This is a genomic window from Phycisphaerales bacterium, from assembly GCA_035627955.1.
Lineage (GTDB): Bacteria > Planctomycetota > Phycisphaerae > Phycisphaerales > UBA1924 > JAEYTB01.
Window position 1 is genome coordinate 265,549 of sequence record DASPKU010000007.1, and the last position, 14,955, is coordinate 280,503.

Annotated in this window: 7 protein-coding genes; 1 reads left to right on the forward strand and 6 read right to left on the reverse strand. The window is 69.6% G+C overall.

The annotated features are described in order from the left end of the window. Window positions 1–5 precede the first annotated feature (5 nt). Window positions 6–1,562 carry a glycosyltransferase family 39 protein gene (locus tag VD997_07320; GenBank protein HYE61791.1) on the forward strand — a complete coding sequence of 519 codons (1,557 nt, stop codon included), beginning with the start codon at window positions 6–8 and terminating at the stop codon, window positions 1,560–1,562. 397 nt (window positions 1,563–1,959) lie between these two features. Here VD997_07320 and VD997_07325 read toward each other — a convergent pair whose 3' ends face one another. The 6 genes from VD997_07325 to VD997_07350 form a co-directional block, all read right to left on the reverse strand. Beyond that, the gene (locus VD997_07325) at window positions 1,960–2,310 is read right to left on the reverse strand and encodes an RNA-binding protein (GenBank protein ID HYE61792.1); all 351 of its coding nucleotides are present in this window, start codon (window positions 2,308–2,310) and stop codon (window positions 1,960–1,962) included. 261 nt (window positions 2,311–2,571) lie between these two features. Beyond that, window positions 2,572–4,476, reverse strand: coding sequence for a PKD domain-containing protein (locus VD997_07330; protein ID HYE61793.1), 1,905 nt, complete (start codon window positions 4,474–4,476; stop codon window positions 2,572–2,574). A gap of 139 nt (window positions 4,477–4,615) precedes the next feature. After that, complete coding sequence (locus VD997_07335) at window positions 4,616–6,655, reverse strand: trypsin-like peptidase domain-containing protein (GenBank protein ID HYE61794.1); 2,040 nt, start codon at window positions 6,653–6,655, stop codon at window positions 4,616–4,618. A 478-nt stretch (window positions 6,656–7,133) separates the two neighbouring features. Next, window positions 7,134–9,260, reverse strand: a complete 2,127-nt coding sequence (locus VD997_07340) for a lamin tail domain-containing protein (GenBank protein ID HYE61795.1) — start codon at window positions 9,258–9,260, stop codon at window positions 7,134–7,136. 318 nt (window positions 9,261–9,578) lie between these two features. Continuing rightward, entirely contained in the window at window positions 9,579–13,241 is a 3,663-nt protein-coding gene (locus tag VD997_07345; protein ID HYE61796.1) for a matrixin family metalloprotease, read from the reverse strand. 95 nt (window positions 13,242–13,336) lie between these two features. Continuing rightward, window positions 13,337–14,893: a PQQ-dependent sugar dehydrogenase gene (locus VD997_07350; GenBank protein ID HYE61797.1), complete on the reverse strand. Its 1,557-nt coding sequence runs from the start codon at window positions 14,891–14,893 to the stop codon at window positions 13,337–13,339. Window positions 14,894–14,955 lie beyond the last annotated feature (62 nt).

Sequence of the window (14,955 nt, forward strand, 5' to 3'; positions counted from 1 at the left end):
CCCCGATGCCCGAAATCAGTGTGGGAAAGCCGCCACTTTGGCAGAGAGCCTGGTTCCAGCTCACGCTCGTGCTGGTTGTGGCAGCCTGCATCTACTGGCCCATGCTGGGCTCCTCGGGCTTTGCCTTCAGCGAGGGCCAGCGCGTATTCCCCGGCTGGGCCTTCGCCCGCGAGGGCGACTGGTGGATGCCGCGCCTGCTCGACCAGCCCTACCTCCGCAAGCCGCCGGGCATGCCCTGGGCCGTGGGCGCGTTCGCGCTGCTCTTTGGCGAGAGCGAGTACTCCGCCCGCGCGGTCTCCGCCCTCGCGGTCACGCTCGGCGGCATACTCGCCTTCGCCTTCGCCCGCCGCTGGTTCGGCGGCGTGTGGGGGCTGATCGCCGGCCTCGCGTTCCTGCTTACGCCGCTGTACTGGTACCCCGGCCGCAGCGCCGAGATCGAGGCCCTGCACAACCTCTTCGTGCAGCTGGCCATGCTCAGCGCCATCGACATCATCGTGAACCGGCCGCGCACGCGCGCCTCGCTCCTCTGGGCCATCCCCTTCGCGCTGGGCCTCGCGGGCATGGCCACCGTCAAAGGTCCCGCCGCGCTCCCTGCCCTCATCGGCGCCCTCACCGGCGCCTGCATCGCCGCCCGCTCCGCCCGCGGCCTCGTCACCGGCCACCTTATCACCGGCTTCCTGATCGCCCTCGCATTCCTCGCCTTCGTCGCCGGCCGCATCCTCGAGCGCAGCGCGGACCTCCCCGAAGCCCCAGTCCTCCAGGGCGCCGAGCAGTTCCTGTGGAAACCCGGCCGCCGCCTCGAGGTCCTCATCCTCCCCGCCTCGGCCCTGCTGGCCGCGCTCCCCTGGTCCGCCCCGCTGCTGCTCGCCCTCGCGCGCCCTCAGGACCGCGACACCCGTGAGCACACCCTCGGTCGCGCCGTCAGCTTCTCCGTGCTCGCCGCGCTCGCCATCTACACCGTTATCGGCGTGTACAACAACCGCTACACCATGCCGATCACCACTCTCCTCCCCATCGTCACCGCCTACGCGGGCTGGCGCCTCTCGCGCCACGATCTCCCCGCGTGGGGCCAGCGCGTGGCGCGCCACTCGCTCATGCACCGCCCGTGGGTGTGGGGCCTCGCCCTCCTCATGGCCGCGCTCACCAGCCTCGTCTACACCGAGCACCGGCGCGACGTCCGCACCAGCGGTCGCGACACCGGCGAGCGCCTGGGCGAGCTCCTGCCCGATGGCGCGCTCCTCACCGGCGACCTCCTCATGGACCACCGCCCCGAGGTTGCCTGGTACGCCCGCGAACGCGCGGCCAAGCTCCGCAAGTCCATCACCGTGCGCTGGACTCCCGCGCACAAGAACGGTCAGGGCCAGTTCCCCCTCCCGCCCCCCGGCAGCTTCATCGCCCTGCTGGAGCTTCCCCTTGACCCTGACCAGCCCAGCGAACTGGAACAGTGGCACGCGGCCGGCATGCTCGCCGGCCTCCAGCAGGTCCACATCGACGCCGCCCACAAGTTCGTCTTCCGCGTCTACCGCGTCCTTCCCATGGAGCGGCTGGTCGCGAAACCCTGATCCCGCTCACCGTGTGGCAATCTGGGCAGTTTTCCGGGCATTTCCCGGGGGTCATAACGCTTTCTTTTCAGCAAAACGCGCGGGAAAGCCCTTGATCCACACGCCCGTTTTTGTACCTTGGTCCTGGCGATTCCGCCCGCGGCCAAGAACGACAACAGCACGGTTTGTTCATTCAGACCACCTGCTGGTCGAGCGACAGCAGTCCTTAGGAGAGAGGGACTGCTGTCATGCTTTTTGGACCGAATCGGTCCCCAAAAGAGCCGATCGCGCAAGCGATCGAGTTTTCGTCACCATCCGCTACCCGATCCCTCGCGCGATCGGCTCTTTCAAACGAAAAAGCGCCGCGTCGCCGCGGCGCTCGATCACTGATCAATCGATCACTCGCCCGATCGGCTCGTTACCAGCCGCCTCCGCCCCCGCGACGCCCACCACCGCCGCCATAGCCCCCACCACCGCCGCCGCGGTAGCCACCGCCACCACCACCGAACCCGCCGCCGCGGGCCTCGCGGGGCTTGGCCTCATTGACGACGAGCTTGCGCCCGCCCATGTCGTAGCCGTTCATCGCGTTGATGGCCGCGTCGCCCTGGGCGTCATCGGGCATCTCGACGAACCCGAAGCCGCGGCTGCGCCCGGTTTCGCGGTCGATGACGACCGAGGCACGGGACACCTGCCCGTGCTGGCTGAACAGCTGCTCGAGCTCCGATTCCGTCGTCGAGTACGGGAGATTGCCAACGTAAATGTTCTTCATCGATCGACCGAGCCTTTGCCCGAGCATTCCGTTCGCACCATGGACCACCCGCCGCCGCCCGGGCACGTCGCCGATGGTCCATACGCCCGCCCCATCCCGGGGAAAGCGGCGCGGAGTATACAGACAACCTGCCGCAAGTGGGCGGTAGGAACCCCGACCGTCAGGGAGGGGTACAGCCGCGCCCCGCGGCTGTGCGCTCAACGCCCGCTCCCGCAAGCGGCAAAGCGCCGCTTCCGCTCCCTTACGGTCGCGGTTCTTACCTCAGCACGGGCTCCCGCCCAGCACCCTGAAGAACGCCTCGATGTCCTGATCCGTCCCGATATCGCCATCCCCGTTGAAGTCAGCCCCCGCGGGCCAGCACGCCGGGCAGCAGTTCCCGCCCAGGCACGCGAAGAACGCCTCGATGTCCTGGTCCGTGCCGCTGTCGCCGTCGCCGTTGAAGTCCTGCGGCCCGCAGGTCGCCCCCGCCTCCACCGTCACCACCACCGTGTCGCTGTGGGTCGCGCTGCTGTTGTCGGTGACCGTCAGCGTGATGGTGTGCACCCCCACCCCCAGCGGCACGCTGGCCGTCGGCGAGGGCCCCTGCGCCAGCACCGTCGCGCCCTCGCTCCAGCGGTAGTCCGTGATCGTTCCGTCGGGGTCGTTGCTCGCCGAGCCGTCGAGCGTGACGGTCTCGCTGCCGCTGTTGTCGGTGTCAGTGACCGTCTGGTCCGCACCCGCGTTGGCAACTGGCGGCTGATTGGCCGCGATGACCGTGCCCGTCACGTTGACTACCACGCTCGGTACATCCGCGCCCGTCGCGTTGATGGTGATGGTGCCGTTCTTGGGCCCCACCGTCGCCGTATTCATCGAAACCGTGTGCGCGTTCAGCCCGCCGCCCGGCGCGTCGTTGAACGTCCCGCCCGGCGCGGTGAACCCGCCCGAGGCCGTCAGCGTGTACGACAGGCTCGCGATCCCGTTCGCCGTCCACAGGGCCGTGTTCCCCCCATTTCCGATGCTCACGCTCTGCTGGGCCGTCGAGCCCTGCACCACCGTGCCGAAGTTCACGCTCACCGGCGTGCTCACCTTGGCCGGCACCCGCAGGTCCAGGAACACCGGCAGGTGCCCGCCGCTCGTTGTCGCCGCGTCGATCAGCGCCTGCGCGATCGTGGCCCCCACGTGCGCATTGCCCGTGGTCCGCAGCATCGCGTTGAACGTCGTGCCGTCGTTGCCCCAGCAGCGGTACGAATGATTCGGGTCCGCGAAGGTGTTGAGGTTCCACCGCTGCGTCGGGTTGCCGATGTAGTCCATCCCCACGCCGTCCACCAGGCTCCCGCCCAGCAGGATCTGGTCGTGCCGGTCGTCCATCCCCGCGCTCGTCGCCGGGTCCTGCGTGTGGATCATCTGGAACGCGGCGTTGTTGTTCCAGTTGCCCGCGTCCGTGCCGCTGCCCGGCGTGTAATAAATCCCCGGCCGGCAGATCGGGTCATAGAACCGCCCCGCGTTGCCCCCCACCCCCGAGATCAGCTCCTGGTAGCTGCTCTGCCCCGCGTTCTGCATGTTCATGTCGCCCGCGAGGATGTAGTGGTACCCCGCCGGCAGCGCCGTGCCCGCCCCGTTGGTGTCCATCCCCGAGGCGTTGTCACGGATGTTCGTGCTCTCCACCAGCCGGCGCGCGTTGTCGCTGCTGGTGTCCCCCGCCTTCATGTGCACGCTGTACACCGCGAACGTCGCGCTGGTCGTCGTGTACCCCTTTGCCCGCAGGTCGTACCGGTACGTGTTCCGCGGCTGGTTCGTGCTCGCCGTGCTCCCCAGCGCGATCACCTCGGTGTTCAGCAGGTCCACCTTGCTCGTGCGGTACAGCAGCACGCTCTCGCTGTCGGGCCCATCAATAAACGGCGCCGCGGCCCAGTCCCCGGGGCTCCCCGGCGCGCTGTTCAGCACGTTCACCAGCGTGCTGAGCGCCCCCGCCGTGCTCACCTCCTGCACCGAGAACACATCGGGCGCCATGCTCTTGCCGTTGAACACGCCGTACACCGCGGTCTGGATCGCCGCCGCCCGGTCCGTGCCGTCGTAGAACGAGATGTTCCAGTTCGCCACCCGCAGCTGCGCCTGCGCACCCCCGGCCAGCGCCGCCAACACGACAGCCGACGCCCCCAGCGTCACGGACGTCACCGCCCTCAGCATGCACCTCTCCCGAGAGAAAACCGGCGTGGGGATTCCAGCCCCCACGCCGGTACAAGTATACCGCACGCCTCCGCGCCAACACCCGCCGTTTCAGGTGTTTGCACGCGCCGCAAGGCCCGCTAACACGCGGGCGACGCCCCTAGCACGAGTGCCCGCCGAGCACGCGGAAGAAGGCCTCGATGTCCTGATCGGTGCCCACGTCTCCATCCCCGTCCATGTCCACCGACCCGCACGTGGGGCAGGGGTTCCCGCCCAGGGTCGCAAAGAACGCCTCGATGTCCTGATCGGTCCCGGTGTCGCCGTCGTGGTTGAAGTCCGCCGTGCAGTTGCTCACCTGCACCTCGCGGGCCGCCATGCCGTACGCCGCGCCGAACACGCCGTTGCTCGTGCCCACCACGCTCGCGGCCCCTGTATCGGGGTTGATCGACAGCAGCCGGCCCGTGGGAGCATCCACGGTGTACAGCCGCTGGTCGTTGGGGTTGAACGCCAGCCCGTTGCAGTCCGTGGCATTCACGCCCAGCGGGCCCACCACCGTCTGCGACCCGTCCACCACGCTGATCCGCACCAGGCGCGTCCCGCCCGAGGCATCATCCACGCCGAACAGCGCGTTGCGCGTAGGGTCAAAGTCGATCCCGCCCACGTTCCCGCCCCGCGCGGGGCCCAGGCCCTGCACCAGCCGCACCCGCAGGTGCACCTGGAACAGCTGCCCCGTCGCCTGCGCGATTCCGTAGCACGACTGCGCCCCGGCGTTGTACGCCAGGCCGCTGATCACCTGCGTTGTCCCCGCTAGCGTTCCGTTCAGCGTCACCTCGCCATCGGGCGTGATCGAGTACACGTTGCGGCTGCTGTCCACCGCGATGAACCGCTCCTGCGCCGGGTCATAGGCCATGCCCTGCATGTTGGGCATCGTCTGCGCCACCGCCGCGAACGCCCCGCCCGCGCTGAACGCGCCGAAGTTGTTGCTCGCGTCGCCCGCCGCGAAGATCGCGCCGTCGCCGGGCCCGCCGCCCGGGGGCGTGGTGCCGCTGGCGCACACGCCGCGCGGGTTGGCCAGGGCGAACCGCAGGTCGGGGTTGTCCAGGCTCGTGCCCTCGTTGTTCGTCCCCGGCCCCTCGCACCCGCCATTGGTGTGGATGCCGATGACCCGCCCGCTCACCACGTCGATAATCGGCGAGCCCGAGTTGCCGCCGGTGGTGTCCACCTCGTAGCCCAGCACGCTGCCCGTGCGGCTCACGTAGGCGCCCGTCCCGGTCTGCTGCGTCTGGTTGCGGCTCAGCGGGATCGGGTTGGTCACCAGACCGTAACCCGTCACCCGCACCTGCCCGCCCGCATTGGGCACCACCGCCGCCAGCGCCAGGTTCTCGCCCTGGGCCTGCACCGGCGTCATGTGCGTATTGCTGTTGGGGAACACGCCGAAGTAGGCCCAGTCGCTGCCGATGGCCGTGTCGCGCGTCTGCACGCTCGCGGGGTCCACCGGGTACTGGTCCTGCGGCGCCGGCATCACCAGCGTCCCATCCGGATTGCTCGGCGGCACGTTGAACTGCACCACCGTCTGGCTGTTCACGTTGCAGTGCCCCGCCGACAGGAACATGCGGTTGGCGTCGTTGATCATGAACGCCGAGCAGCCCATCGGCATCAGCCGCGCCACCGACGCGTCGCTCGAGGGCTCGCGCTGGTCGCTCCCGCACAGCGTGCGGTCGGCGTAGGTCAGCCCCTCGCCCGCCGTGGCCGACTCGATTACCAGGCGGCTCTCGCCCGTGCCGGGGAACCCGATCAGCTCCACCGTCACCGTGTCGCCGTTGAAGTACGCGCTGGTGTTGCCCCACTGCTTCAGGCTCTCGCCGTTGAGGAACTGCACCCCCCCGTCCAGCTTGCTCGTGATGCGGATCGTCGCCCCGTTGGCCGCGGCGTCGCCCGCCAGCTTCACCTCGCCGAACTTCAGCCGCACCCACTTGGCCCCCGCCACCGTGACAGGGGTGGAGAACAGGATCGCGGTCTCGTTCTGGTCGCCCTTGGCCTTCACCGCCCCGGTGTCGATGCCGATCGTCGCCGTGCGGGACGGAATACTCGGCAGCCCGTCGGCCGCGGCCGTGCCGGCCAGACCGGAAAGCGTGGACAGAGTGATAGCGACACCCAGCAGCATCCCAGCTGCCGGGCCCTTGTTGGCCCGTCGGTTCATGCTGTGAACTCCCTTTCAGTCCCGGCGTCGCTCAGCCGGCGGAGCCCGCATCGGCAGAGCCGGTGGAGGCAAGCCTGCTGTTCGCAGCCGGTGAGCCGAAGATAGCGGAGTTCTTATCGGAACCTATCGGGGCCCTTAACCCACCCGGACGCGTCACCCGGGAATGCGGGCTCCAGAGCGCGTTAGCACGCGCTACGTAGGGAAATCACCCCACGCCCAAGCCGGTGAGCTGGACGAGTTTCTCACCAGCTGTCCACGTGGCCTAAGCAGGTGAGAGCGGGTTTAGATCAGCTCGCTAGCACCTGGCCATGAGACGGTGAAACGAGTCCCCTCCCCTTCGACCTTCCGACTTCCACCTTCCGACTTCCACCTTCCGACTTTCCACTTCCCGCTTCCCACCCCGTCACTCCGTCACTTCCCAAAAGAAAAGGCCCGGCGTTCCCGCCGGGCCCTTCGTCAACTCAGTTCACTCACCAGCTCAGCAGGGGTTGCCACCGAGCACGCGGAAGAACGCCTCGATGTCCTGGTCGGTGCCGAAGTCACCGTCCCCGTTGAAGTCGCTGCCCTGGCAGAAGCAGGTCTCGCAGCACGTACCACCCAGGCAGGCGAAGAACGCCTCGATGTCCTGGTCGGTGCCGCTGTCACCATCGCCGTTGTAGTCCTGCGGGCCGCACTCGTTGCCGGGGCAACCGCCGCCGCAGGGGGCGGGGGTCGTCGCGGTGTTGCGCGGCGCGGGCGTGTACACCACGAAGTCCATGCCGTTGTTGTTGGTGTCCCAGCACCCGCCGTTGCGACGGATGAGGCCCGTCGTCGCGTTCAGCGTGGGGGCGTGGAAGTCACCCTCGCGGCAGTAGCCGCGCCCTGCCTGCGGGGCCGGGTTGGCGGTGTAGTCCGAGTACCCGTAGCCCACCATGTCCAGGATCGACGTGCTGCCGCAGCTGTTGGTCCCCAGCGCCGCCGTGCCGTTGACCAGCGCGATCGTGCCGCGGTCGGCCGACATCGTGATGCCGCCCTCGGTGTCCACCGTCACCGGGCCGGTGCCGCCCGCCATCTTCACCAGGTAGTACTGGCCCGGGGCAAGGGTCACTCCGCTGGGCAGGACGTACATGCGGGTCGCCCCGCTGACGCCCAGGCCGTTGGTGTCGGTCTCGCCGCTGGCGTACTGGATGCTGAGCCCGTCCAGGCTCTGGTCAGAGTTGCTGCGGTTGAAGATCTCAACGTAGTCGTGCGCGAAGTTGGAGCCCGCGTTGCCGCCGGCGCCATAGATCGCGCTGATCACGAGGGTCGAGTCCGCCGGCGTGCACGCGCCCACGAACACCGTGGAGTTGCGGTTCACGTTGCGGGCCTGCGCGTCCTGGGCCGTCGCCGCGATGGCGAACGCCCCGGGGGTCGTGCCCACGCCGGTGGCGAGGTACGAGAAGGTGTTGTCGCCCGCAGTGACGTCACCGTTGGTGCCGTCGTCGAACAGCTGCTGCGAGGCGCTGCCCCCGATGCTAGAAAGGTCGGCTGTCGCCGTGATTCCCGTGCTGGTGGGGCCCTGCGCGGGGTTCACCACGAAGGTCACCAGCGTGCTGCCGCCGGTGCACACCGGCTCGGCCGAGAAGAAGCCGCTCATGCCGCAGAACGCCACGTTCACCGTCGCGTTCGCGATGCCCTGGCGGTTCAGCTGGTCCGTGATCGTCATCGGGATAGAGCGGGCGCCGGTCTGGCTGCTGAACACGGTCACCGTCGCCGACCACGTGTTGTCATTGGCGGTCACGTCGCCGTTGGTTCCGTCGTTGTACATCAGCTCGCCGGGGCCGCCGCCAATGCTGGTGGTGTCCATCGTCACGCCCGTGATCGGCGAAGCAGGGTTGGCACCCTGCGTCACCGCCACGCTGACCACCGTCGATGCACCCGCGCACAGCTCGGGGCTGCTGCTGCCGATGCCGCTCGGGGGCGTGCTGCTCGGGCAGTTGAAGGTGGGGCTCTGCGTGCTGCGCGGCGCCGGCGCCGCGGCGAAGAAGTCCGCGTTGTTATTGCCCGTGTCCGTGCAGCCCTCGGCCGCGCGGAATAGCGCCGTGCTGTTGGACCCGGCCGGAGCCGCGCCCGTGCCCTCGAAGCAGGACGCGGTGCCGTAGCCCACCAAGTCGATGATCGCCACGTTCTGGCAGTTGCTGGTCGAGTTCAGGAGGGTCGTGCCGTTCACGAACGCCACCTTGCCGTTGGTGCCCGAGAAGTTCGGGTTGGTCGACACGCCGCCGGTGGTGACGGTGCCGTCAACGTCGAAGGCCGGCAGCGCAGCCCCCGGAGGGTTGGTCGTGGTGTTCGGCGCCGCTCGGACCAGGAAGTACCCGCGCGGGGCGATCGTGCCGGTCAGGTTGATGCGACCGCTGAAGTTCGAGGTGCTGCCGCTGGATGCGTACTGGATCGAGGTACCGGTCAGGTCCACCGCCACATCGCCCTTGTTGTACAGCTCGACATAGTCGTGCGTATAGGTCGAGGTGGCGTTCACGCCACCGCCGCCGTACACCTGGCTGATCTTGATGTTCGTCACCTGCCCGTTCGCCGCACCCGCGAGGGCCATCAGGCCCATCGCACACACCGCCGCCATCACCTTCTTCATCTGCGTCCCTTTCTGTAAGTCCGTCTCGCTGCCTCGTCTGCTGCTGGCTGCTACATCACCCCAGCGCACCCGCGCTGGCGTGGTCGATATCCCGCGGCCCTCGTGGCCTGCCCTTTGGAACCTCTCTCGCAGGTCCGGCGCTGCCCCCTCCACGGGGCTGACGCCTGATGAACTCGCTCTCACTATCAGGGTACCGACGCCCGCACCCCCGTCAACGCCCCGCGCAGGTTTCGCGCATTCCTGACACGCAGGTACGGCACCTGTACTCCCCTGCCGCCCGTTTTCTGGGGCGTGCCCCGCCGCCCTCCCTCACCGACCTCAGCACCCACCGCCCAGCACGCGGAAGAAGTACTCGATGTCCTGGTCCGTCCCGATGTCCCCGTCGCCGTTGAAGTCGCTGCCCCCGCACGTGGGGCAGCACGACCCACCCAGGCAGGCGAAGAACGCCTCGATGTCCCCGTCGGTCCCGAAGTCCCCGTCGCCATTGAAGTCGGAGCTGACCACCGTCACCCCCGCCTCCCCGCTCACCGCCGTGCCGCACGTGTTGCTCACGACCGCCCGCACCACGTCGCTGCCGACCGGGAAGCTCGGCGACAGCGACAGCGTGCCCGCCGTCGCGCCGCTCACCGTGTACCGCGGGCTGCCCACGGGGAACTCGCCGTCCGCGAGATTGACCCACCCGCCCTGGCCGTCGGCGATCTGCCACTGGTACCCCACCGGCGTGCCGGCCGCGCCCACGGTCACCACCGCCGGCCCGTTGCACGCCCGCGCCGCCTGCGGCTGAGCCGTGACGCTCGGCGCCACCGGGCTCACCAGCCGCCACAGCTCGCCGCTCATCGTCGTGCTCCCCGCCCCGCCGACGACGCCGCCGAAGAGGTACGTCGTGCCGTTCGAGGGGTCGTGAGCGATCGCCGCGCCCGAGCGCGGCGTTGGCCCCCCGCCCCCGCCCCCGAGCCGCTGCGACCACGCCGTGCCGTTCCACTCCCACGTGTCGTTCACGCGGTGCGGCATCGCGCTCGTTCCGTCATCGCCGCCAAAGAGCAGCACCCGCTGGCGTGCCGCGTCCCACACCACCGCGTGCGAGTGGCGCGCCGTCGGCTGCGCCCCCGCGGGCGTCACACCCGTCCACGCGTGCGTGGTGTTGTTCCAGAGCCAGGTGTCGGTCGCGGTGCCGCTCGCGGTGAGCCCGCCAATGAGCACCGCCCGCGCGTTGACCGGGTCGTACACGAACCCCGGCCGGATGCGGGCCGCGGGGGAGGCCGGCGGCTGGGGCGTGAGCCTGTTGGTCCACGTGGCCCCGTCCCAGTCCCAGCTCTCGCGCTGGTAGCCCGCCGGCGAGATCCGCCCGCCGAACATCAGCACCTGCCCGCGCACACTGTCGAAGGTCATCGCGTGGTCGTACCGCGCAAAGGGCCGCACGCTCGCCCTGTGGTTCCACGTGCTGCCGTTCCACTCCCATGTCTGGTCGCTGGCGTTCCCGCCCGCGTCGATGCCGCCGTACAGCACGCACACGCCACGCCCGCTGTCAAAGGTCATCGCCGCGCCGGTGCGCGCCGAAGGACCCCCGGTGCTCGCCAGCGTCCACGCGCCACTCACCGGGCTGAACTCCCACGTCTCGCCGCTGACACCCCCCGCGGTCGAGCCCCCCACCATGACCAGCCGCCCGCGCACGGTGTCGAACGCCATCGCCGCGTCCGTCCGCGCCGAGGGCCCCGAGGCCGCCACCAGCTCCCAAGCCCCCGCGCACGCCGCGGGCGTGAACGCGCACGCCAGCCCCGCGAGCCGCACCTCATCCACCGCGGCCTCCACCGTCGAGTCCGCCCCCCCATCCGCGGCCGTGAACCGCACCCTCACCCCCCCACCCTGCGACGAGAGCACGATCGGCAGCTGCGACAGCGTGAACTCCCGCTGCACCCACCCCGTGCTATGCGTCGTGAGCGTCTCGAGCGTCGCCCACGTCTGCCCGTTGTCGCCGCTGATCTGGGCGACGAAACTGTCGGCCGCGTCCGTCGCCGAGTACCACCGCCAGTAGGTCAGCCTCCCATCGGCGAAGCCCGACAGGTCCACCGCCGGGCTGGTGAGCGTGGTCGCACCGCCATCAACGTCCGCCGCGTTCACGCCCCCGCCGACCGCACCCTGCCCCGTGAACCAGCAGCGCGTGCCGGCCGCGCTCACATCGTTCTCCGGCTGCGCATTGGTGCCGTTGGGATCATTCCGCACCCACGCCCCGCCGCTCAGCCCCGCCCCGTTGCTCACGGCCCAGCCCTGGTCCGTCTCGAAGTCGTCCGTCAGCCCGCCCGTCAGCGCCCCCACGCCTGCGCTGTAGAACGCCGTGGGCGCCGTCGCCGGCGAAGAACCCGCCAGCCCCGTGCTGCTCACCGCCCTCACATAGAACTGCGGCGTCTGCCCGCACGCGAACGCCGGCAGAGTCGCTGTCCACGCGCTCCCCGACACGAAGCTCAGCGGCGCACTCGCCCACGCCCCCGACGCCGACGCCCGGTACAACAGCTCCGCGCTCGCCACCGTCCCGCTCGTGGTCGTCACCGTCACCGGGAAGCTGACCCCGCTCCCCGCGCTCACCAGCGACGGCGTGCCGCTGGGCGCCGTCACCGTCACCGCCTCGGTGCCCGCCCCGACTGTCAGCAGGTACATCTGCGTGTCCTCGATGTCGGTGGTCAGCGTCGGCGGGTAGACCCGCGCGTAGTACACCCCCGGCGTGTTCAGCGGCAGCGTCAGCGTTTCCACGCCCCCCGCCGGCGCGCCCGCCGCTGTGCCCAGCACCGCAGCCCCGTCCGGTCCGATCAGCTGAACATTGAGGTTCTGCAGCACGCTGCTGTCGATCACGTTGCCCGAGCAGCAGCTCCCCGACCCGCCGCACGCCTGCTCCGAGCTGTCGTAGCTCGCCCCCACCGGCGTCAGCGTCACCGTCACCATCCGCGGCGAGTCCACCGCGAACTTGTACCAGTCCTGGTCTCCCCACGCCGACAGGCTCACCGTCGACGTATCCGGGATCGCCGGGGCCGGCGGCGTGCCCACGGTGATCGTCGCACCCGACGCCAGCGCCCCGAGGTCCGTCGCGTCCTCCGCGCTGTTGTTCCGCTCGTGGATGTCCCCGTAGTACGCCTGCGCCAGCCGCACATCGTCATGCCGCGGCCCGTCGTACCCCGTCGACACGAACGGCTCCATCAGCTTGGTCTGGTTGATCGGGCACACGTGCTGCTGCCCCATTCCATGCCCGTGCTCGTGCGCCACCACGTTCCGCAGCCGCCTCGAGTTGTTCGTCGTCGTGTTGAAGAACGTGTCGTTGGTGTCCAGCACCATGTCCCCGCCGTTGGCCGGGAAGTGGTTGAACGCGAGCACGTTGCCGTTGCCGTCGATCGAGTTGCCGCCGATCCGCACGTCGCCCCGCACGTTGATCACGCCCACCGAGCCCTGCCCCACCGCGATCCCGTCGTCATTGGCCTCGTGGATGTACGTGATCCCGCACAGCTGCCCCCACCGCGTGAACACGCTGTGGAAGTGCGCCTGCCACGCCGCGTCTGTCCCGTAGATCTGCCGCATCCGCGCGAACAGGTTGCTCGTCCCGGCCGGGTCGCTCGCCGACAGCGAGGGCAGGCTCGTCCCATCGGGCACGAAGCTGTAGGTGATGACCGTCGGCGACCCCGCGCCCCCCGCGGGCGAGTACGCCGTGGCCCCCCACCGGCCACCGGCGTTGAACCCCACCGGCTGGCCCTCCGCCATCGCCCCGTTGAACGCCGCGATCACCTCGTTGTCGGTCCCGGGCGCAAAGCACAGGGCCGGGTTCGATCCCGCCCCAGCGTTGGCGCGCAGCTGCGCGATCATCCGCTGGTGCAGCGGGCTCAGCGCCCCCTGCGGTGCAGCCCCATCAAGTCCGGTGCGCAGGCACCCGAGCCCCGCCGCGCCCAGCACCAGCCCGACCATCACCGCGCGCGACACACAACGCCGGAGTTCCAACGCCATGAAATACCCCTTGTAGCGGCCCCGGAACCGGGACCTCTCAGAAAGAAAACAGCGGGCGCCGGCTATCGCCCGCGCCCGCGTGAGTCACTGTGCTCTCAGCACGTCCCCCCGCCCAGCACGCGGAAGTACGCCTCGATGTCCTGGTCGGTCCCGGTGTCCCCGTCGCCGTTGAAGTCCGCCCCGCCCGGCCAGCACGTCGGGCAGCAGTTCCCGCCCAGGCACGCGAAGAACGCCTCGATGTCCTGGTCCGTGCCGCTGTCCCCGTCGCCGTTGAAGTCCTGCGGCCCGCACCCCAGCACCGTGCAGTTCTGCGTGGGGCTGCCCGGCACGATCTTGAACACCTCGCCGCCGGTAGCATCGACAATGTACACCTCGCCCCGCGCATCCTCGCCGAAGGACACCACGTTGTTGATGGCCGCGCTGCCCGGCGGGTCCAGCTCCGCGGTGCGGTTCACCGGGTTGGCGATCCCCCCGCCCGGCGAGTACGTGAGGCTGATGATGGTCGAGCTCAGGTAGTCCGTGAACATGTAGTGGCCGCGGAACCACGGGATGTCGCACCCGCGGTACACGTACCCGCCCGTCACCGCCACGCCCGTGATCGTCAGCCCCGGCTGGTTGAACGGCGGGATCGCCGCGTTGGGCTGGTTGGCGTAATCAAAGATCGGGTACGTCACGCCGCTCGGCACGGTGGGGCACGTCGGGCAGTTGACCAGCCCCGTGCAGCGGAAGCCCTCGACGCACTTCCACCCGTAGTTGCGCCCCGCGGGGTTGCCGATGGCGACGTTCACTTCCTCGCGGGCATCCTGCCCCACGTCCGCGATCCACAGGTCGCCGGTCTGCCGGTCAAACGAGTTCCGCCACGGGTTCCGCAGGCCGTACGCCCAGATCTCCCGCCGCTGCCCCGCGCCCGTGAACGGATTGCCCGCGGGGATCCGGTAGTTGGTCCCCGCCGCAGTGTCAGCGTCGTCCGCGTTGCCGGGGATGTTGTCCGCCCCGTCCACGTCGATCCGCAGGATCTTGCCCAGCAGGCTGGTCAGGTCCTGGGCGTTGCCGATGGCCGAGTGCCCGGTGCCCGAGTCGTTGCCGTTGCCGCCATCGCCCAGCGCGATGTACAGGTGGCCATCAGGCCCGAAGTCGATCCAGCCCCCGTTGTGGTTCGTCTGCGGGTGCGGGATCGTCATCACCACCTGCAAACTCGCCGGGTCGGCCGTGGTCGACGTCGCGTACGGCGCGTTGGCCCGGAACCGCTCGATCAGCACCGCGTTGTCCGCCCGCGTGCGGTGGATGTAGAAGTACCCGTTGCTGAGGAAGTTGGGGTGGAACGCCATCCCCAGCACCCCCTGCTCGCTCACGTTGGCCATGTTCACCGTCGACGCCACCCCCGTGAACGACAGGTACGGCGTCGCCGACGAGCTCACCGTGTTCGTCGCCAGGTTGATCCACCGGATGCGGGCCGTGTACGGATCGCCCGCCACCGCCGGGTTGAACCGCTGCTCGATCACGAACAGCCGGTTATTGTCCCCCGCCGGCGAGCCCACCCACACCGGGCGCGTCAGACCGCTGGCGATGGTCTGCGTCGCCAGGGTCTGCCCCTGCGCCGCCCCCGCCGCCATCAACACACCCGCCGCCGCGATCAGTCCCAGAGTCTTCATGAACGGTCCTTTGAGTGCGGGCGCAAAACGCCGCCCGCACGAATGTATGTCACCGGTCAAGC

Bases quoted from the DNA above. Each gene is read 5' to 3' on its own strand.
- VD997_07350 (HYE61797.1), bottom strand. From the start codon at position 14,893: ATGAAGACTCTGGGACTGATCGCGGCGGCGGGTGTGTTGATGGCGGCG.
- VD997_07325 (HYE61792.1), bottom strand. From the start codon at position 2,310: ATGAAGAACATTTACGTTGGCAATCTCCCGTACTCGACGACGGAATCG.
- VD997_07345 (HYE61796.1), bottom strand. From the start codon at position 13,241: ATGGCGTTGGAACTCCGGCGTTGTGTGTCGCGCGCGGTGATGGTCGGG.
- VD997_07340 (HYE61795.1), bottom strand. From the start codon at position 9,260: ATGAAGAAGGTGATGGCGGCGGTGTGTGCGATGGGCCTGATGGCCCTC.
- VD997_07335 (HYE61794.1), bottom strand. From the start codon at position 6,655: ATGAACCGACGGGCCAACAAGGGCCCGGCAGCTGGGATGCTGCTGGGT.
- VD997_07330 (HYE61793.1), bottom strand. From the start codon at position 4,476: ATGCTGAGGGCGGTGACGTCCGTGACGCTGGGGGCGTCGGCTGTCGTG.
- VD997_07320 (HYE61791.1), top strand. From the start codon at position 6: ATGCCCGAAATCAGTGTGGGAAAGCCGCCACTTTGGCAGAGAGCCTGG.